The sequence below is a fragment of the Enterobacter sp. RIT637 genome, assembly GCF_019718755.1.
GTDB lineage: Bacteria > Pseudomonadota > Gammaproteobacteria > Enterobacterales > Enterobacteriaceae > Enterobacter.
On sequence record NZ_JAIHAZ010000001.1, the window covers coordinates 445,188 to 462,901 of the forward strand.

General features: G+C 55.7%; 19 protein-coding genes, 2 tRNA genes and 1 pseudogene. 11 read left to right on the forward strand and 11 right to left on the reverse strand.

The genetic code is table 11. The annotated features are described in order from the left end of the window. Positions 1 to 103: 103 nt before the first annotated feature. Positions 104 to 313, forward strand: coding sequence for a fumarate hydratase FumD (gene fumD, locus K5E19_RS02145; RefSeq protein WP_014883541.1), 210 nt, complete (start codon positions 104 to 106; stop codon positions 311 to 313). Here fumD and K5E19_RS02150 read toward each other — a convergent pair. The 4 genes from K5E19_RS02150 to K5E19_RS02165 are packed head-to-tail and all read right to left on the reverse strand — an operon-like array spanning position 294 to position 3,357. Next, on the reverse strand, positions 294 to 980 hold the full coding sequence (locus tag K5E19_RS02150; RefSeq protein WP_221549781.1) for an amino acid ABC transporter permease: 687 nt from the start codon (positions 978 to 980) through the stop codon (positions 294 to 296). The genes fumD and K5E19_RS02150 overlap by 20 nt on opposite strands. Beyond that, positions 964 to 1,710, reverse strand: coding sequence for an amino acid ABC transporter permease (locus K5E19_RS02155; RefSeq protein WP_221549782.1), 747 nt, complete (start codon positions 1,708 to 1,710; stop codon positions 964 to 966). Before K5E19_RS02155 ends, K5E19_RS02150 begins: the two co-directional genes overlap by 17 nt. Beyond that, positions 1,710 to 2,525, reverse strand: a complete 816-nt coding sequence (locus K5E19_RS02160; protein ID WP_221549783.1) for an amino acid ABC transporter ATP-binding protein — start codon at positions 2,523 to 2,525, stop codon at positions 1,710 to 1,712. The genes K5E19_RS02155 and K5E19_RS02160 overlap by 1 nt, the downstream gene beginning before the upstream one ends. Position 2,526: 1 nt before the next feature. Continuing rightward, complete coding sequence (locus K5E19_RS02165; RefSeq protein ID WP_221550023.1) at positions 2,527 to 3,357, reverse strand: ABC transporter substrate-binding protein; 831 nt, start codon at positions 3,355 to 3,357, stop codon at positions 2,527 to 2,529. 246 nt (positions 3,358 to 3,603) lie between these two features. Here K5E19_RS02165 and K5E19_RS02170 point away from each other — a divergent pair, with 246 nt between their 5' ends. From K5E19_RS02170 to K5E19_RS02190, 6 genes and pseudogenes are all read left to right on the forward strand, one after another. After that, positions 3,604 to 3,771 carry a hypothetical protein gene (locus K5E19_RS02170; RefSeq protein ID WP_042713742.1) on the forward strand — a complete coding sequence of 56 codons (168 nt, stop codon included), beginning with the start codon at positions 3,604 to 3,606 and terminating at the stop codon, positions 3,769 to 3,771. 144 nt (positions 3,772 to 3,915) lie between these two features. Then, positions 3,916 to 5,321: pseudogene (locus K5E19_RS02175) on the forward strand (DUF1996 domain-containing protein). 92 nt (positions 5,322 to 5,413) lie between these two features. Next, positions 5,414 to 6,448, forward strand: coding sequence for a sensor histidine kinase (locus K5E19_RS02180; RefSeq protein WP_260411591.1), 1,035 nt, complete (start codon positions 5,414 to 5,416; stop codon positions 6,446 to 6,448). 18 nt (positions 6,449 to 6,466) lie between these two features. Then, a complete protein-coding gene (locus tag K5E19_RS24165) occupies positions 6,467 to 6,727 on the forward strand; it encodes a sensor histidine kinase (protein ID WP_311775503.1) in 261 nt (86 codons plus the stop codon). After that, positions 6,720 to 7,331 carry a response regulator transcription factor gene (locus K5E19_RS02185; RefSeq protein ID WP_221549784.1) on the forward strand — a complete coding sequence of 204 codons (612 nt, stop codon included), beginning with the start codon at positions 6,720 to 6,722 and terminating at the stop codon, positions 7,329 to 7,331. Before K5E19_RS24165 ends, K5E19_RS02185 begins: the two co-directional genes overlap by 8 nt. 94 nt (positions 7,332 to 7,425) lie before the next feature. Then, positions 7,426 to 7,905 carry a heme-binding protein gene (locus K5E19_RS02190; RefSeq protein ID WP_221549785.1) on the forward strand — a complete coding sequence of 160 codons (480 nt, stop codon included), beginning with the start codon at positions 7,426 to 7,428 and terminating at the stop codon, positions 7,903 to 7,905. A 39-nt stretch (positions 7,906 to 7,944) separates the two neighbouring features. Here the strand turns inward: K5E19_RS02190 and K5E19_RS02195 are convergent, their stop codons facing one another. Further along, on the reverse strand, positions 7,945 to 8,085 hold the full coding sequence (locus tag K5E19_RS02195; RefSeq protein WP_003857665.1) for a hypothetical protein: 141 nt from the start codon (positions 8,083 to 8,085) through the stop codon (positions 7,945 to 7,947). Positions 8,086 to 8,210: 125 nt separating this feature from the next. Between K5E19_RS02195 and K5E19_RS02200 the strand changes: the two genes are divergently transcribed. Together K5E19_RS02200 and K5E19_RS02205 are read left to right on the forward strand one after the other, a co-directional pair. Continuing rightward, positions 8,211 to 8,993: an MBL fold metallo-hydrolase gene (locus K5E19_RS02200; protein ID WP_221549786.1), complete on the forward strand. Its 783-nt coding sequence runs from the start codon at positions 8,211 to 8,213 to the stop codon at positions 8,991 to 8,993. 72 nt (positions 8,994 to 9,065) lie between these two features. Next, the gene (locus K5E19_RS02205; RefSeq protein ID WP_010430283.1) at positions 9,066 to 9,701 is read left to right on the forward strand and encodes a carbonic anhydrase; all 636 of its coding nucleotides are present in this window, start codon (positions 9,066 to 9,068) and stop codon (positions 9,699 to 9,701) included. 28 nt (positions 9,702 to 9,729) lie between these two features. Here K5E19_RS02205 and K5E19_RS02210 read toward each other — a convergent pair whose 3' ends face one another. The 4 genes from K5E19_RS02210 to mdtK all read right to left on the reverse strand — a co-directional run bounded on the left by K5E19_RS02210 (position 9,730) and on the right by mdtK (position 13,128). Beyond that, positions 9,730 to 11,325: an FAD-NAD(P)-binding protein gene (locus K5E19_RS02210; RefSeq protein WP_221549787.1), complete on the reverse strand. Its 1,596-nt coding sequence runs from the start codon at positions 11,323 to 11,325 to the stop codon at positions 9,730 to 9,732. A 118-nt stretch (positions 11,326 to 11,443) separates the two neighbouring features. Continuing rightward, a tRNA-Val gene (locus K5E19_RS02215) sits at positions 11,444 to 11,520 on the reverse strand. A 4-nt stretch (positions 11,521 to 11,524) separates the two neighbouring features. After that, a tRNA-Val gene (locus tag K5E19_RS02220) sits at positions 11,525 to 11,601 on the reverse strand. Positions 11,602 to 11,754: 153 nt separating this feature from the next. Further along, a complete protein-coding gene (gene mdtK, locus K5E19_RS02225; protein WP_221549788.1) occupies positions 11,755 to 13,128 on the reverse strand; it encodes an MdtK family multidrug efflux MATE transporter in 1,374 nt (457 codons plus the stop codon). Between the two features lie 225 nt (positions 13,129 to 13,353). Here mdtK and K5E19_RS02230 point away from each other — a divergent pair, with 225 nt between their 5' ends. Beyond that, positions 13,354 to 13,995 (forward strand): riboflavin synthase subunit alpha, encoded by a 642-nt coding sequence (locus tag K5E19_RS02230; RefSeq protein ID WP_126543833.1) that lies wholly within the window; start codon positions 13,354 to 13,356, stop codon positions 13,993 to 13,995. 31 nt (positions 13,996 to 14,026) lie between these two features. Here the strand turns inward: K5E19_RS02230 and cfa are convergent, their stop codons facing one another. Both cfa and punC read right to left on the reverse strand, forming a co-directional pair. After that, positions 14,027 to 15,175 carry a cyclopropane fatty acyl phospholipid synthase gene (gene cfa / locus K5E19_RS02235; protein WP_221549789.1) on the reverse strand — a complete coding sequence of 383 codons (1,149 nt, stop codon included), beginning with the start codon at positions 15,173 to 15,175 and terminating at the stop codon, positions 14,027 to 14,029. Positions 15,176 to 15,474: 299 nt separating this feature from the next. Beyond that, the gene (gene punC / locus K5E19_RS02240; protein WP_221549790.1) at positions 15,475 to 16,674 is read right to left on the reverse strand and encodes a purine nucleoside transporter PunC; all 1,200 of its coding nucleotides are present in this window, start codon (positions 16,672 to 16,674) and stop codon (positions 15,475 to 15,477) included. Positions 16,675 to 16,788: 114 nt separating this feature from the next. Here punC and punR point away from each other — a divergent pair, with 114 nt between their 5' ends. Continuing rightward, on the forward strand, positions 16,789 to 17,700 hold the full coding sequence (gene punR / locus K5E19_RS02245) for a DNA-binding transcriptional activator PunR (RefSeq protein ID WP_221549791.1): 912 nt from the start codon (positions 16,789 to 16,791) through the stop codon (positions 17,698 to 17,700). The last annotated feature ends 14 nt before the right edge of the window (positions 17,701 to 17,714 follow it).

The following is a 17,714-nucleotide window of genomic DNA, read 5'->3' on the forward strand; positions in this document are numbered from 1 at the left end:
ATTTTACAGATGAAGCCCGGCGAGTCTCTCGCCGGGCTTCTTTTTTGTATCCGGCAGGAGAATCATTTAAGCTCAACCTTTAAAAGGCAATGGAGTGATGACGATGGGTAACGTGACCAAAGATGAAGCGCTGTACCAGGAGATGTGCCGGGTGGTCGGGAAGGTGGTGCTTGAGATGCGTGATTTAGGGCAGGAGCCAAAGCATATTGTCATTGCCGGCGTGCTGCGAACCGCGCTGGCGAACCAGCGCATTAAACGCAGTGAACTGACAACCGAAGCGATGGAAACGGTAGTTAAAGCGCTGGCCGGGTAATGCGCCAGCGCTTCGCAAGCTGCTCGAGCGAGCAGCAGAGCAGGTAGTAGACCACGCCCGTAAAGATAAATATGGCCGCCGGGTAGATTTGCACCCGGTTGTTGACCTGTCCCGCCACCGTAGTCAATTCCGGGACGTTCACAATAAACGCCAGCGACGTATCCTTCAGCAGGCTGATAAAAATCCCCACCAGAGACGGCAGAATATTGCGCATCACCTGCGGGAGCAGCACGCGCCACAGGGTTTGCCGCGTGCCGAATCCCTGCGTCAGTGCGGCTTCATATTGCCCGGCGGGCAACGCGTTTAGCCCGGCGAGTACCGAATGCATAACCGATGCCGCCGTGAACCAGGCCAGCGCCAGCGTCACGGTGAGGGCGCCGGGCAGATCGCCGCCAGTCATCAGCGGCAGCAGATACCACATCCAGAAAATCACAAAGATGAGCGGAATGCCGCGTATCAACTCTGCCCACAGAAACAGCGCCTTACGCCCAAGCCCGGGATAGCGCCACGCGGCGCACGCCAGCGCAATACCGCAGGGCAGAGCAAGTATGGCGGCTCCCGCAGCCATCAGCAGCGAGAGCAACACGCCGCCGGGTTCACCCGCCGCTGCACGTCCCCACAGCAGATAATCCAGGTTATCAACAATGACGTTAAATCCGGCAATCATGCTGAGCCCTCCCTGCGCGGGGGCCGAGTCGCGTCAGTAGCATACCCATCAGCACGCCGGTAAGCAGATACAGTGCGGTTCCCACGGTAAAGGCCTCCAGCGCGTGCGCGTTGTAGCTTTCGATCTGCCGCACCTGATAGGTGAGTTCGGCAAAGCCAATGCCGCTGGCGAGCGAGGAGAGCTTCATCAGGTTGAGATACTGACCGACGACAGGCTGCCAGGCGTTCGCCAGTCCTTGCGGCAGCAGAATGTAGCGGAATAACCGCCAGGCAGAAAATCCCTGCGCCAGCGCCGCCTCCCGCTGTCCGCTGGGGACGGAACGCAGCCCGGACTCAATCTCCTCAATTAAAAACGCTGAGGTGAACACGCCCAGCCCCCACGCCGAACATAAAAATTCAGGAGTGAACCACCAGACGTCGCCGGGCAGAATCGACCAGGCGTGATCGGCATTCACCACATCCCTAAACCCGAGCGGCAGCCCGTTCCAGGCGGCGAAGTACCAGAACAGGAGCTGCACCAGCAGCGGCGTGTTGCGAAACAGCGAGACCCAGCCGCTGACGACGGCATGACCGAACCGTCCTGCGGAGAGGCGAAGCAGCAGAAACAACAGCGCAAGCAGGGTGGCAAGTACCACGCCTGCGAGCGTGACCCACAGCGTGGTGAGAAAACCGGATACTATCCACTGCAGGGGCTGTCCGGTCAGCACTCCCTGCCAGTCGAGCGCGGGCATTACAGCGCCTCCTGGTGAAGCGGGTCGAGCACTTTTTGCAGGAACCGCTGGGCGCGCGGATGCGAAGGTTGACTGAAAAATTGCGCAGGCGGGGCGGTTTCGAGAATTTGCCCGCCGTCGATAAAGACGATCCGGTCAGCAATCTCCCGGGCAAACTGCATCTCGTGCGTCACCACAATCATGGTGATCCCGCTGTGGGCGAGGGCTTTCATCACATATAGCACTTCGCCAATCATCTCGGGATCGAGGGCTGACGTCGGCTCATCAAAGAGAATGATTTGCGGCGACGAGGCCAGCGCGCGAGCAATCGCCACGCGCTGCTGCTGGCCGCCGGAGAGCTGCGCGGGAAAGTGATGGGCTTTTTCGAGCATCCCGACCTTATCCAGCAGCGCCAGGGCGCGCTCCTGGGCAGGCTGCGGCTTCCAGCCGTGAACGTGCTCCAGTGCCAGGGTGATGTTCTGGCTGGCGGTGAGGTGGGCGTAAAGGTTAAATTGCTGGAACACAAAGCCGACGCGGCTGCGTAACTGGCGCAGGGCCGCAGCGGCAAGCCGGGAGGTGGGTTTGTTATCAATCAGAATGTCGCCGTCACTGAGGGTTTCAAGCTGGTTGATAAGGCGGATCAACGTCGACTTTCCTGAACCGGATGGACCGAGGATCGCCACGACTTCACCCGAAGAGATGCTGAGGTTAATGCCTTTTAACACCTCGTGGTCGCCGTAACGTTTTACGACGTCACGAAACTCGACGCTGGCGTGTTCCAGATGTGAAAAATCCGCGGCGTCGGCCGCGGAGTGTGAAAATAAACCTGAGAGCATATTACTGGGCTTCTATTTTAAAGGCGCGAGGCTGTGGGGCGGGGGTGTTTGGGCCAAACCAGACATCGTAGATTTTTGCCGCCTGACCGTTCTTCTCGAGATTAACCAGCTCGTCGTTAACGGCCTTCAGCAGCGCCGTTTCACCTTTTTTCACCCCAACGCCAATCTCTTCCTTGCTGAGCAGATCCGGCAGGATTTTAAAGTTCGCTTTATCCGGGGCCTGTGCCAGCAGGCCTGCAAGAATCGTGCTGTCCTGGGTGATGGCCTGCACGTTGCCGTTGCGCAGCGCCGTCAGCGCCAGAGGAATGTCATCATAAGAGAGCACGCGGGACTGCGGGAAACGCTGGTGCAGCGCCTGCTCACCCGTTGTCCCTTTCACCGCACCAATGCGTGCCCGGCTGTATTCATCCAGCTTATCGGGTGATTTGGCGGGGACCAGGAACTGTTGTCCGGTCACGAAATAGGGGGTGGAGAAATCAATCACCTGCGCGCGTTCCGGGGTGATGGTGATATCCGCCACGATCAGATCCGCTTTACCGGACTGAAGCAGTGGAATTCGGTTCGCCGGATTGGTGGCAACCAGTTCAAGCTTCACGCCGAGTGATTTTGCCAGCGCTTTGGCGAAGTCCACGTCGTAACCCACGATGTCGTGCGTCTTTGCATCAATCGAGCCAAACGGCGGATTGGCGTCAAAAGTGGCCACCTTCACCACCCCTGCGGCCTTAATGTCCGCCAGCTGATCGGCCTGGACCTGCGCTGAAAGCAGGCTCCCGGCTGCCAGTAGTCCCAGAACCCATGTCCGTTTGTTAAACCCTTTCATTTTTGCTGCCATAGTCATACGTCATCCCGTCGTTTTTTGTTTTGTCCCGCTACGCTCCCATAAGCGAAAGCTATCGCCAAATAAGAAATCGTTCTTTGCTATGAGCAAAAAAGCATTAGTGAACAGGGTGTTATGAACAGGTAAATGAAAGGGGAGGCTATTTGCAGATACTGCACATGAACAGTCAATATTGGTATTTCCCCCGCGCCGAATTTGAGTGTTTAACTGAGGTCAGGCAAAGCGAAGAGGGTAAAGACGATGAAAAAATGGATAAGCACGTTACGGCGGTTTTTTGCGACCCGGCAGGTCAATGCGGAGAACAGCGCGCAACGGGTTCTTGAGTCGATACTGCCTGTCGCCAGCCTGTATGGCGTGGACGTTGCCAACATCGATCCGGAGTGGTTCTATGATAAAACGTCACGCTGAACTGCGCCGGACGCGCGAAATGTACTGGAATGAGCTGTGCGTGATGACTGTAAAGCAGGGATGAGCGGAAAAATACGCAGGCAAATCCTCGGTAAACGGTAGCCGTTTTGTTACCTCTATCTCCTTTCAAAGATGGAGATGAGAATGAAACGGACAGTATTAACCACAACGCTTTCAACCACCGCATTACTGCTTTCCATGCAGGCGGCGCACGCTGCACCACAGGCGCACGTCGTCTGCGGTTACTCCCACACGCTCGGCGATGATGCCATTATGATGTACGGCATGGCCAACGAGGCCATGCTGCACGATTTTTTTGGCAACGTGCAAACGGATGCCTTCTCCAGCCGCGAATCGCTGCGTAGAGATGAAAAGACCACCTGTGACAACAAAGCCGACAGCTCGGCCTACTGGGCACCTTCTCTGAGGTTGCCTGACGGAACGGTGGTCAAACCCGCCTATCAAAAAACCTACTATCAGGCCTCGAACGTTGACGCCTGGCCGCTGCACCCTTTCCCGGCGGGGCTGTCGCTGCTGGCAGGCGATCATCATGGCACCGCGCCGAATCCGCATATCACGTTTTTATGCGCCAACGGCAAGGGCTACACCACCAAAACGGGGGAAGTGTGCGGCTTGCGCAAGGCGAACGATGCCGTGCAGTTTAATATCGGCATTCAGTTTCCGAACTGCTGGGACGGGGTCAACCTGAAGCCCGCTCACGGGATGATCAACGCCACCTACGACACGAAAGGGCAGTGCCCGTCCGCTTTCCCGGTGAAAATACCGACCGTGACATGAATATTGCGTACGTGCTCCCGACGATTAGCGCTCTGGATACCAGCAAAGCGCAGCTTTCTCTCGACCCAATCATGCACGGCAGCGAGCGCGAAGAGCGGTGGGGAAGCCTGTACACGGCGCATGCGGACTTCATGAACGGCTGGACGGAGGACGCTGCGCGCTTTATGACCGACCTGTGCATGAACCGCGGGATAGACTGTGGCACCACCGTTCCGAATGGCTACTCAAAAGCGAAAGCCAACGTCTGGCTCAGCAGCCTGGATCCAGCGCTTTCCCAGCCGGATCCTCAGGTCCTGCTGGTGCAGGACAACTGGCAGAACGGCGGGCGCACGAAAAACAGCGAAACGCTGTCGCTGGTGAAGTTCCATATTCCCCCGCTGCCTGCCGGGCAGGATCCGTCGCAATTTAAATACCGCGTACGTATTTATGGCGGGAAAGTGGAAACCAACGGCGCGGATCAAATTTTCTTCTATCCGGCAAGCAATGACTGGGATCCGGCCAGCGTGAGCTGGCATGCGCGGCCAGCTTGTAACTACCGTTCGGATGCGGTGCTTTACCTGAACCACTCCCGCGAGTACCGGATGGTGGACGTGGATAAAGCGGTGCGTAAGGCGCTGGCCGAAGGGAAAACCGAGATTTCGTGGTACATCGGCGGCGATCGTCAGGGAAATCACTACCAGTTTGAGACGGCGTCATCTCCGCAAAGTATGATCCTGATGCTGACCGGTTTTAGCAAAACGCCGGAGATCTGATACCGCCCGCGTTTTTTTGTTCTCATCAACGTTAACTGGTAATGTCGATAGCCTGAATGACGGTGCCAGTTAACGCGATGAGTATAAAAAAAATGATAAAGCGCAGCATTGCCGCCTGGGTGGCGATCTGTCTGATAAGCGGTGTGTTGCTGTATGCGGAACAGATCCGCCGTCAGTACTGGGAGCGCGATCGCGAGTATTCGGCGCTGTTTTCTGAAATTAGCGCCGTCCTTACGCAGAACGAGTCTGTATTGCCGCTCCTGAGCGGTAATGAAGATATCACGGCACTGAATAAAAAATTCCCCCATCTTCTTGCGCTGGAGAAAACAACCGGACGCGCGCTGGACGCCGCCCGCGTTGAGCCCGCCAGCGAGCGACAATACTGGCTCTATAATCCCTGGCGGCAAATCCGTGTACGGGTTGATCTTGCCCCGCTACTTAATACGCATCATGCCTTTGACCGCCTCGAGGTCTATTATTCGAAGCGTAGCGAACCACACTCTTCAGATGCGTTCTGGCACTGGGCACGCCCCTTCCCACAGGTAACGCAACCCTTCGTGCTTTCAGCCGATGCTCAGCCGGACTGGCTCGGAATTCAGTGGGTTATCTTCCTGGCAGTCTTTCTTGGATGGGGTATGGTCATTGCGGTGGGCAGCGTGGCGCTCTGGCAGCGCAAGGCAAGACGAGACGCCGAGCAGCGCGCCTTGTATTACCAGCATGCCCGACTGAACACGCTGGGGGAGATCACTGCGGGTATTGTCCATGAGATCAACCAGCCGCTCACCGCCGTGCAGACCTGGATCCAGGGCGCGCAGCGACAGCAAAAGCTGGATAATCCGCAGGCGGTGTCCCAGGCACTGGCAGCTGCGTTGGTGCAAACACAGCGTATCAGCGCCCTGTTAACGCGTTTTCGTGAACACGTAGTGCAGGAGAAAGTGACGCTGCGCGAAACCGACCTGGCGCAATGCTGGCAGCAGGTTGTGAATTTACTGGAACACGAGAGGCGCGCTGAACATATCATCGTCACCCATGCGTTTGCACCGGAGGCAATGACGGTTCTGGCGGACAGACTTTGGCTTGAGCAGGTACTGCACAATCTGCTGAGCAACGCGATTCAGGCCCAGTAGGCGAACGCGCAGGGTTGGGTGCGGATTGAAAGCCGAAAAGGTGAAAATGGCATCCAGATAATCGTGACGGATGGCGGCCCCGGCTTTAGCCCGGAGGCGCTACAGAATGCCTTTATGCCGTTTTACAGCGGCAGAGAAGAGGGAATTGGCCTGGGGATGACCTTAACGGAGTCACTGATGACGCGCATGAACGGATCGATTACGCTGGGTAATTCGCCGGAGGGAGGCGCGCGAATCGTCCTGCAACTGGCTAATGGAAAGGAGATGACGCATGGATAATATAATCTGGCTGATCGATGACGATGAATCCATCAGAGAGTCGATGGCATTTTTACTTTCGGGCATGGGCTGGGAAGTGAAGACGTTCGGGAGTATCGACGCGTTTACCACGGCCCATGTTAAGGACTCAACGCTCGTCGGCTGCCTGCTGCTGGATATGCGCATGCCGGGAAAAGGGGGACTGACGTGGCTGGAAGAGGGCGAGTGGCCGTGGCCGCTGCTGCCGGTGATTATCATGACCGGGCACGGCAGCGTCGACGCCTGCCGCCGGGCGTTCCGTAATGGTGTTTTTGAGTTTTTCACCAAGCCGCTGGATGCGGACAAGCTTATCGAATCTGTGGGGCTGGCGTGCGAGGAGAGCCAGCGACGGTTCGCCGCCTGGCAGGAGCTCTCACGGATAAAAGCGCGCTTTGAACAGCTCACCGCGCGGGAACATGAGGTGTTGGCGGTGTTGATGGAAGGGCTCAGCAATAAAGAGGTGGCGGCGCGGCTAAACCTGTCGCCGCGCACGGTGGAAGCGCATCGTGCGGCCGCGTTTGCCAAGCTTGGCGTCACGAGCCTGGTTCAGGCAAGCCGCGAGTACGATAAATTGCAATCCGTATAATTACCAGGATGCGTGCGTAATCAACCGAATTACGCGTCGCTGCCTGTCCCGGTATCCTCGAATGGTCTTCAGATATTCTATTCGAGGTTATGCAATGAAAAAGTTAATGATGGCGGCAGCGCTGGTCGCGGGTAGCGTAAGTCTGACTGCGCAGGCAGATTCCGTGAGCCAGAAAAATCTCTCCCTGGCGCAGGCCAATGCGCTGGCAAACTCTGCCGTCCAGGCGTGTCTGGCGAAGAACTATCAGGTGTCGGTTACCGTGGTTGACCGTGCGGGTGTGGTGAAAGCGGTGCAGCGCACCGATAATGCGGGCCCACACACGGTAAAAGCCAGTGAAATGAAAGCCTTCACGGCGCTCAGTTCGAAGAATGCCTCAGGCAAAGTGATGGAAGCGGCACAGAGCAACGCGGGCGCGCAGAACATGCGTGATATCCCTGGCTTCCTGCTGCTGGCGGGTGGCTTACCCGTTAAAGAGGGCGATGAGGTGCTCGGGGCGATTGGTATCGGCGGTGCGCCGGGCGGTCATCTGGATGAAGCCTGTGCTCAGGCAGCCATTGACGGGCTGAAGAAGTAACAGCAATAAAAAAGCACCGGCTTTACCGGTGCTTTGCAATCAGATCTTGCAGGCGTCGCCGCAGTCATCATCGGCAACTATCGCCTGCGCTTTTTTGTCTGCATCGTCCAGACGTTCCGCGTTACGCTCTTCTGCTTCATCCAGTCCGTTAAAGACCAGGTTATCGAGATCAATTTCCATGTGGCACCTGCTATGTTCTGTTTTTGATACTGGCACAGTATAGGGCAAAAAAAACCAGGAATGTACCTCGCAGCACATAAGGATAATCCCTGCCATACTCAGTGCGTTGTCACTGAGGAAAGCACATGATTATACTCTGTAAAGCCTGCGGGACCTCGTATGCTTATCAACCCGACAGATGCCCCGTATGCGAGGATGAACGGCAGTATGTTCCAGTTACCGGGCAGGCGTGGACCGATCCTGAAACCGTCACTGCCGCGCATACCAACAAATGGCAGCAGCTTGAACCGCAGCTCCTTAGCATCAAAACGGTGCCCGCCTTTGCCATCAATCAACGGGCACTCCTGCTGCGCACCCCGCACGGCAATATTTTGTGGGATTGTATCGCCAACCTCGACCCGGCAACCCAAACGCTGATCGCCGCGCTCGGTGGGATCAGCGCCATCGCCATCTCACACCCTCACTATTACACCACCATGCAGGACTGGGCGGAGAGGTTCAACGCGCCGGTGTATCTTCATGCGAGCGATCGGGAGTGGGTCATGCGCGACAGCCCGACCCTTCACTTCTGGCAAGGTGAAACCCTGGAGATTGTCCCCTCCGTGACGTTGCTGCGTCTCGGCGGCCACTTTGCGGGCGGAACGGTGCTGCACTGGCAGGAGGGCGAAGGGGTTTTGCTGGCGGGGGATATCCTGCAGGTCACACCGGGGAAAGACGCCGTTTCGTTTATGTGGAGCTATCCCAATATGCTTCCGCTACCCGCCCACACCGTTGCGTCCGTCATCCATCGCCTTGAAGGCAGAAAATTTGAGCGACTCTATGGCGCGTTCGAGGGGCAGAACATCCCGGCTTTCGCGGACGATATTGTGCAGCGGTCGGGCCAAAAATATATTGCTTGTCTGAAGTAAAGTACGGTGGGTAAACTTTACGAGTGTGATCGCGATCATACCTAAACTACAACAGATAAAAGAGAAATTGCTATGCAACATATCATTGAAGGTTTTCTCAGCTTTCAAAAAGAGATTTTCCCGCAACGTAAAGAGCTCTTCCGCAGTTTAGCGTCCAGCCAGAATCCCAAAGCGCTGTTCATCTCCTGCTCTGACAGCCGACTGGTGCCAGAACTGGTCACGCAACAAGAGCCAGGACAACTCTTTGTCATTCGTAATGCTGGCAATATTGTGCCGCCGTTCGGGCCAGAGCCAGGCGGCGTCTCAGCCACCATCGAATACGCGGTTGTCGCGCTGGGCGTGACCGACATCGTGATCTGTGGCCACTCAAACTGCGGTGCGATGAAAGCGATTGCCGACAATGCAAATCTGGAGCCGATGCCTGCGGTTTCCCACTGGCTGCGCTACTCTGATGCGGCTAAAGCCGTGGTGGAAAAGAAATCCTGGGACCAGCCAATCGATAAAGTGAATGCGATGGTGCAGGAGAACGTGTTTGCGCAGCTGAGCAACATTAAGACCCACCCGTCCGTCGCGGTGGGCCTGCGTAATAATTCCATCCGACTGCACGGCTGGGTGTACGACATTGAAAGCGGCGACATCCGCGCGCTGGATAAAGCGACGAAAACCTTTATCTCTCTGTCTGAAAATCCGGAAGTTTTCTTCGAGTAATCAGACCTTTCAGGGCAGGGAGGCCCTGTCAGTTATCAATAAAAGGCAACTTTTTGCGCGTAACCGACGCAGGTTTATTCGCCGCTTTTGCCATTGCCTCCCCAATTTCAGAGCACTCTGCCAGCCCCTGGACAAAGGGTCGATCGTGCATCAGCCACGGTATCGCACCAAAGGCAATACGTCCGCGAAGCGTATCGGGCGCCAGCAGCGTGTAATCTTCACCAATATCGGGTATGTCGTCGCCTGTCGTTTGTAGCTGTTTACGCAATGACGGGAAGGGTAAATCTTCTGTCTTGAGCGGTTTCTGCCCGCGCGCATCAATAAAGACATCGAAGCAGTAGCGGTTCTCTTTGGTGGTAATGACCGTTTGAGCACTACCAATATCCAGCGCGTAATCCTCACCCAACGCCACTACGCTTATGATCCCCGCCTCGCGCAGGGCAAGCAGCCTGCGAATAGATTGCGGCGGGATGGCGGCATAGTTATCAATAAACACGCGCTCCAGCCCGGCTTTGAACCGCGCTCTGTCCTTTTCGTTCAGGGCAGGTACGATTTCTGCAACGATCTCGTGCAGCCGCAGTACGGTATAGCGCCAGGCCACGGTGCGCCGTTCGCGTTTGTTTCGCTCGACCTCTTTGAGATTCTCTTCCGCCCAGGTAAAGGGACCGTGCTGTTTACGCTCTTCAAACCACGCGTCGCGAAGGCTGTCTGCGTCCAGTTGTTGCAGCGATATGGCCTCGCACCACGCCGGATCGGCAAGTTCAAGCTCTTTAACCATCAGGGTAAAGATGCGGTCCAGCAAGCCGTCGGCTCCTTTGGCAATCTCGGTTTGAACCACGAATTCGGTCAATACCGACAGTGGCTCGTAAGGAATCGGGCAGTAAAAATCTGCCTCTGGCAAAATGCCGGTCCGTGACATCAGGACAATTTTTAGCGCCTCGCTTCCTTTATCCAGAATGAACGCGTCGTCCACAAACTCACCGTGCTGCATCACCACCGCCATGGCCGCGTCCAGGCCGCTCAAAGACGTTCCCATAATGCCCACCTTGCAGGGGCGAATTTCGGCGTCCATGAGTCCTGACCATGGGCTAGGGAAGTACGTGCGCGTGGCTTCATCATCGTCTGGCCAGACGTGACCGGTGGCGATAACCGCAAGGTCATACCGATCGGCGAACGCATCACCGTTAACGGAAAGCGTGATGGCGTTTGAGTTGACATCGATATCTGTGACTTCCGAGGATTCGTGGATCTCGACCTTGAACCCTAATTTTTTAGCCTCTTTTACAACCGTGAGAAAGCTGTCGCGGAAATATTCGCCCAGCAAAATACGCGGTAGAAATTGACGGTCATGTAAGCGGGCTTTATCAACTTTAAAGCGTGCCAGGTGGGTTTCGCTCTGGCCCTTAAGCCAGTCGAGATAGGTCATAAAAATGGGCGGGATTTCAATGCTTGCTATGTTCGCCAGCATCAGACGAGAGTTTTCGTCGTCGTTATAGGGCATACCCACGCCAGCTTCATCAGCTTTTTCAAAGACGGAGACCGAAAGCGGCTGCGGATTTTTAAGGAGTGCGTAAAAGGTGTAAATCCCTGTTGGGCCGGAGCCAATAATCGCGATTTTCTTCATCGACGTTCTTCCTGCTTTTTTGTCATGAGAAAAGCGTAGCAGGAGAATAATTAAGAAATCAGGAGATTGGGATAATTCAGAACATAAAGAGAGGATTTGCACCATTTCAGGACTGAAATGGTGCGTCCGAGTGGACTCGAACCACCGACCCCCACCATGTCAAGGTGGTGCTCTAACCAACTGAGCTACGGACGCAGAATGGTGCGTTCAATTGGACTCGAACCAACGACCCCCACCATGTCAAGGTGGTGCTCTAACCAACTGAGCTATGAACGCAACGTGTTGTCGGTGACAACGGGGACGAATATTAGCGGCACAGCATCGTTGAGGCAAGAGGGAAAATGCATTTTTCTCTCTGATTTCACGCGATTGCTTCATTACCGCGCAAAGTGAAGAGAAAGTAGCCGCCGGCTGGCGGCTACTGCCTGTTTAACGTGCGGCGCGTTGCAAAATGACCGTTGATGGCTGGCGTTGCAGGAAGCGCATACGCAGCATCATCATGATGGCCGCTGAGGTCAGACCGATGATAAAGCCCATCCAGAACCCTGCCGGCCCCATGCGATCCACCACCAGATCGGTAAGCGCCAGAATATAACCACACGGCAGACCTAACACCCAATAGGCGATGAAGGTGATAAAGAAGATAGAGCGCGTGTCTTTATATCCGCGCAACACGCCGCTACCAATCACCTGGATGGAGTCAGAAATCTGGTAAATCGCGGCCAGCAGCATCAGGTGCGATGCCAGCGTGACCACTTCCGGATTGTCGTTATAGAGCAGGGCAATCTGCTCGCGTAATGCAACGGTAAAAAGCGCCGTACAGACGGCCATGCAGACGCCAACGCCCAGCCCGGTCCGGGCGGCCGTTTGCGCATCCAGCGTCGAGCCCTGGCCCAGACGGAAGCCCACGCGAATCGTCACCGCCGCGGCCAGCGACATCGGCAGGACGAACATCAGGGAACTGAAGTTCAGCGCAATCTGGTGCCCGGCCACGTTCACAATGCCCAGCGGGGAGACCAGCAGGGCGACCACGGCAAACAGGGTCACCTCAAAGAACAGCGCCAGTGCAATAGGAAGACCCAACTGCACCAAACGCGTCATGATGTTCCAGTCCGGCGTGCTAAATCTGTTTTCATTGCGAATATCGCGCATTGAGCGGGCGTGTTTTACAAAGGTGATCATCGAGAAGAACATCACCCAGTAAACGGCCGCCGTCGCCACGCCGCAGCCGACGCCGCCCAGCTCCGGCATGCCGAAGTGGCCGTAAATAAAGATGTAGTTCACCGGAATATTGACGAGCAGACCGATAAAGCCCATCACCATACCGGGCTTGGTTTTTGCCAGACCTTCACACTGGTTACGCGCCACCTGGAAAAAGAGGTAGCCGGGCACGCCCCAGAGCAGGGCGCGCAGATAGCCGACGGCTTTATCCGCCAGTGCCGGGTCAATGTTGTCCATTGCGCGAATGATATGCCCGGCGTTCCAGAGCACCACCATAATCAGCACGGAGACAAACCCTGCCAGCCAAAAACCCTGGCGAACCTGATGGGCAATGCGCTCGCGTCGGCCCGAGCCGTTCAGCTGTGCAATAACTGGCGTGAGTGCGAGCAGCAAACCATGACCAAACAGGATGGCCGGTAGCCAGATAGATGTGCCGATTGCCACGGCAGCCATATCGGTGGCGCTGTAGCCACCTGCCATTACCGTATCCACAAATCCCATTGCGGTTTGGGCTACTTGCGCGACGATCACTGGTATAGCCAGTGCCAATAGCTGGCGCGCTTCATTCATGTACTTCTGCACGTGAACACCTTTATTTTGTAGTTATATGAGAGACTAAAAAAGCCGCCGTAACTGGCAGCAAGAAGAAAATGCAGGGGGGTGCCAGCTATTGTAGCGGGCTTTAACTATTTATCTAGTGAAAAAATCGCCAGAAAATGCGCTCCACTGGCAACCTGTTTTTCCAACTGTTATTGTGGTGGGATTAAACGGTGTCACCACCGTCCGGAAAAAACAGGAGTTGTAAGCATGTTTACTGGTATTGTGCAGGGCACCGCCAAAGTGGTGTCCATTGATGAAAAACCCAATTTCCGCACTCACGTGGTGGAGCTGCCGGAATATATGCTCGACGGCATAGAGACCGGTGCCTCGATTGCACATAACGGCTGCTGCCTGACCGTGACCGAAATTAACGGTAACCAGATTAGCTTTGATTTAATGAAAGAGACGCTGCGTATCACCAACCTGGGCGAGCTTGCGGTGGGGGATACCGTCAACGTTGAGCGCGCGGCGAAGTTCAGCGACGAGATCGGCGGCCATCTAATGTCGGGCCACATCATGACCACCGCCGAGGTCGCAAAAATTGTGACCTCGGAAAATAACCGTCAAATCTGGTTTAAAGTTCAGGATCCGGCATTAATGAAATACATCCTGTATAAAGGATTTATTGGTATTGATGGGATTAGTCTGACGGTCGGAGAAGTGACGCCGACGCGTTTTTGCGTGCATTTAATTCCCGAAACGCTGCAGCGCACAACGCTGGGCGCAAAAAAACTGGGGCATCGCGTGAATATCGAAATCGATCCGCAAACCCAGGCGGTTGTAGATACCGTTGAACGTGTCCTGGCGGCAAAAGAGGCGGCGATAATAAAAGCCGTTGAGGAAGAATAAAAAATAACCCCGGCTATCCGGGGTTATTTTTTTAGCGTGCGACACGGAGTCCGTGTTCAATGCCGCGACTGAAAACCACCTGCCAGAGCTGAATATCCCGCGCACGGAACGCACCCGCGCAGGCATTCAGATAATAGCTAAACATGCGTTTGAACCGTTCGGAATAGTTGTCTGCAATCTCGGGCCAGGCCTCCTGAAAACGCGAGTGCCATGCCATCAATGTGGTGTCGTAATCCGCGCCGAAGTTATGCCAGTCTTCCACAATGAAGTGGGGCTCGCTGGCGTTAGCAATCTGGCGCACGGACGGTAAACAGCCATTCGGAAAGATGTATTTATTAATCCACGGGTCCACGTTATTGTCGGTGCGCTTAGAACCAATGGTATGGAGCAGGAAAATACCGTCAGGCTTCAGGTTTCGGTCGGCAACGTCAAAATAGGTTCTGTAGTTTTTCGGACCCACATGCTCAAACATGCCAACAGAAACGATGCGGTCGAACTGTTCGTTAAGATCGCGGTAATCCTGAAGCCGAATATCGACATCCAGATCCTGGCAACGTGTCTGAGCCATTTTTTGTTGTTCAGCTGAAATCGTCACGCCCACAACGCTGGCACCGTAATGCTTCGCCATAAAATACGCCAGACCGCCCCAGCCGCAGCCGATATCCAGCACGCGCATACCCGGCTGTAACTGCAGTTTCTCGCAGATCAGACGCAGTTTATCCTGCTGCGCCTCTTCAAGCGTTGTGGCCTTTTTCCAGTAGCCGCAGGAATATTGCATTAAGGGATCAAGCATACGGCTGAACAGGTCATTACCGAGATCGTAGTGCTCTTTACCGACGATCCAAGCCCGCTTTTTACTTTGCAGATTGAACAGGCGGGCGGAGGCGATACGCAGCGTGTCTTTGAAGTGGCGAGGGAGCTGATTTTCAAGACCGGCGCGCAATACGCTGGAGAAGAACATGTCCAGCCGTTCACACTCCCACCAGCCGTCCATATAGCTTTCGCCCAGGCCTAACGATCCCTCCTGCAAGACGCGTTTAAAAAAATCGGGATGTTTGACCTGCGGATCGGCGGGGGACGATCCATTAATCGTGATGCCCGCACGGCCCAACAGTTCACTGACGATCCGGGACCAGTTATCGTCCGGAACGCTGACTTCTTCTATACACGATGAACTCATAGCTTCTCCATCACCTTGCTGTGATCAGAACCTTAAAACAGCGTAGACGCTTTTTTTGGTTTGTGAGAAATCTCACGGTTAATGCCCGCGAGGCTAATATCCGACGTAGAACAGAGGAAGGGAGATAACCCTTGCCGAAAAGCCTTCCATGGTAAAACGGGAGCACTCCGGCTCCCGTTAACACTTAATATTTATCGTATTTAATCGAACCAAATTGAGTATAGGCCTCAAAATTTGGTGATTCAATAGAAAATTCTTAGCAACCTAATCACTAAGTCTTAACATAATTACTGGCGCGATTATGCGTGCGACGTTTCCACCTGCTGACGCGCATTCTGCTCGCGCTGTGCGGAGGACTGCATACGGTAGCCCAGGGCAGCCAGCGCAACGGTCACCAGCATAACGCTGGTGGTAGTCAGGAGCGGCGTGACAATCAACGCAGAGACCACCAGGCTTGCCAGGAAGCACAGACCCAGCTGTAACGTATTCTGCAGAGCGGCGGCGCGTCCCGTCGCCTGCGGGAACGGACGTAACGCCTGCGCCACCACGATGGGGTAAATAGCACCGTTAGCGACGGCCATGACGCAGAACGGAATCAAAATTTCTGTCAGGCCCGTACCCGGAATAAACCCGACGGCCCATGTGCCGAAAACGCTTAACGCGAACAGCACCAGTAGCCAGGGCAGCATCTGCTGGCCTTCCCACTTCTGCAGCGCTGCGCGACAGCCGTAGCCGCCGACCAGGAAAGCGATGGTCTGCGGAACATAGCTCAGGCCGATTGCCGCCGGGCTGTATCCCATATCGTGCAGAATGAACGGTGAGCCAGTCAGCCACGCGAAGAAACTGGCGGAACAGGCTGCGTAAATCAGGACGTTGCCGCGATAGGCTTTTGACCGCAGCAGCGAGGCAAAGGTAATCGGCTTCGCGTCAGGATGCGTCTCTTTTTTATGCGCAGGCTTGAGGAAGAACGCGGGCAGCATCAGTACCAGGGTAATGGCAAAGAGCGTGGCGAAAATCGCCTGCCAGTCGAAATGGGCGAGGATCCAGCTTCCGAGCAACGGGGCAAGGGCAGGCGAGAGACCGACCAGCGGCATAATGGTGGCGAAAATTCGGTTAGTGCGGGATGCCGGATAATAATCGGTCACCAGCGCCTGCCAGGTCACCGCTGCAGCACAGACGCCAACGGCCTGAATGAAACGCAGTACCAGCAGCCAGGTGGCATCGCGTACCCACAGCATGCCGAGGCAACCCACGGCAAAAATAGCCAGACCCAGTAGCAGCACCGGTTTACGACCAAAGCGATCGGAGAGCGGCCCCCAGAGCAGCTGCGCGAAGGCAAAACCGGCGAGGAACAGGCTCAGGCTGGCGCTGATAGCGGCTGCGGGGGTTTGCAGATCTTCCTGCATCGCGGCAAACGCGGGCAGATACATGTCGGTCGCTAAAAAGCCCAGCACGCTTAAGCCGCCGAGCCAGACTAAAAATCCTTTCCTGGGTTGCATTCTTTTATTCTCCTGAGGAGGCAGGTGTACGTTGGCGCAGAGTGTAGGGAGTGCAAAGCGGCTTGTGAAACGCTAATATTTGTCGAGTGCATTCAAATTTTTTGCAGGCAGAACATGTGGTCAGATTATTCTCTTGAAGTTGTCGATGCTGTTGCCCGTAACGGCAGTTTCACCGGTGCCGCGCAGGAGTTACACCGCGTACCCTCGGCGATCAGCTACACCGTGCGTCAGCTGGAAGAGTGGCTGGCGGTTCCGCTGTTCGAGCGGCGTCATCGCGACGTGGAATTAACGCCCGCAGGCGCGTGGTTTTTGAAGGAAGGGCGTTCTGTTATCAAAAAAATGCAGATCACCCGCGAGCAGTGTCAGCAGATCGCGAACGGCTGGCGCGGCCATCTCTCCATCGCGGTGGATAATATCGTTAAGCCGGAACGGACCCGGCAGATGATCGTGGATTTCTATCGTCATTTTTCTGATGTCGAACTGCGGGTCTCCCAGGAGGTGTTCAACGGCGTCTGGGACGCGCTGGCGGATGGCAGGGTTGAGATGGCGATTGGGGCCACGCAGGCGATCCCCGTTGGGGGACGCTATGCGTTTCGCGATATGGGGATGCTGAGCTGGACCTGCGTTGTCGCCAGCGATCATCCGCTGGCGACAATGGAAGGCCCTCTCAGCGATGACACGCTGCGCAACTGGCCGTCGCTAGTGCTGGAAGATACCTCGCGCTCGCTGCCCAAGCGCATTACCTGGCTGCTGGACAACCAGCGTCGCGTGGTGGCCCCTGACTGGGAATCGTCGGCAACCTGTCTTTCTGCGGGGCTGTGCGTGGCGATGGTGCCCGTACACTTCGCGCGTCCGCGTATCGATACCGGCGAGTGGACAGCGCTAACGCTGGAAAATCCGTTCCCGGATGCGGCCTGCTGTCTGACCTGGCAGCAAAACGACGTATCGCCTGCGATGGCCTGGCTGCTGGATTATCTGGGAGACAGCGAAACGTTGAATCGGGAGTGGCTACGGGAGCCAGCATAACTGGCTCCGTAAGC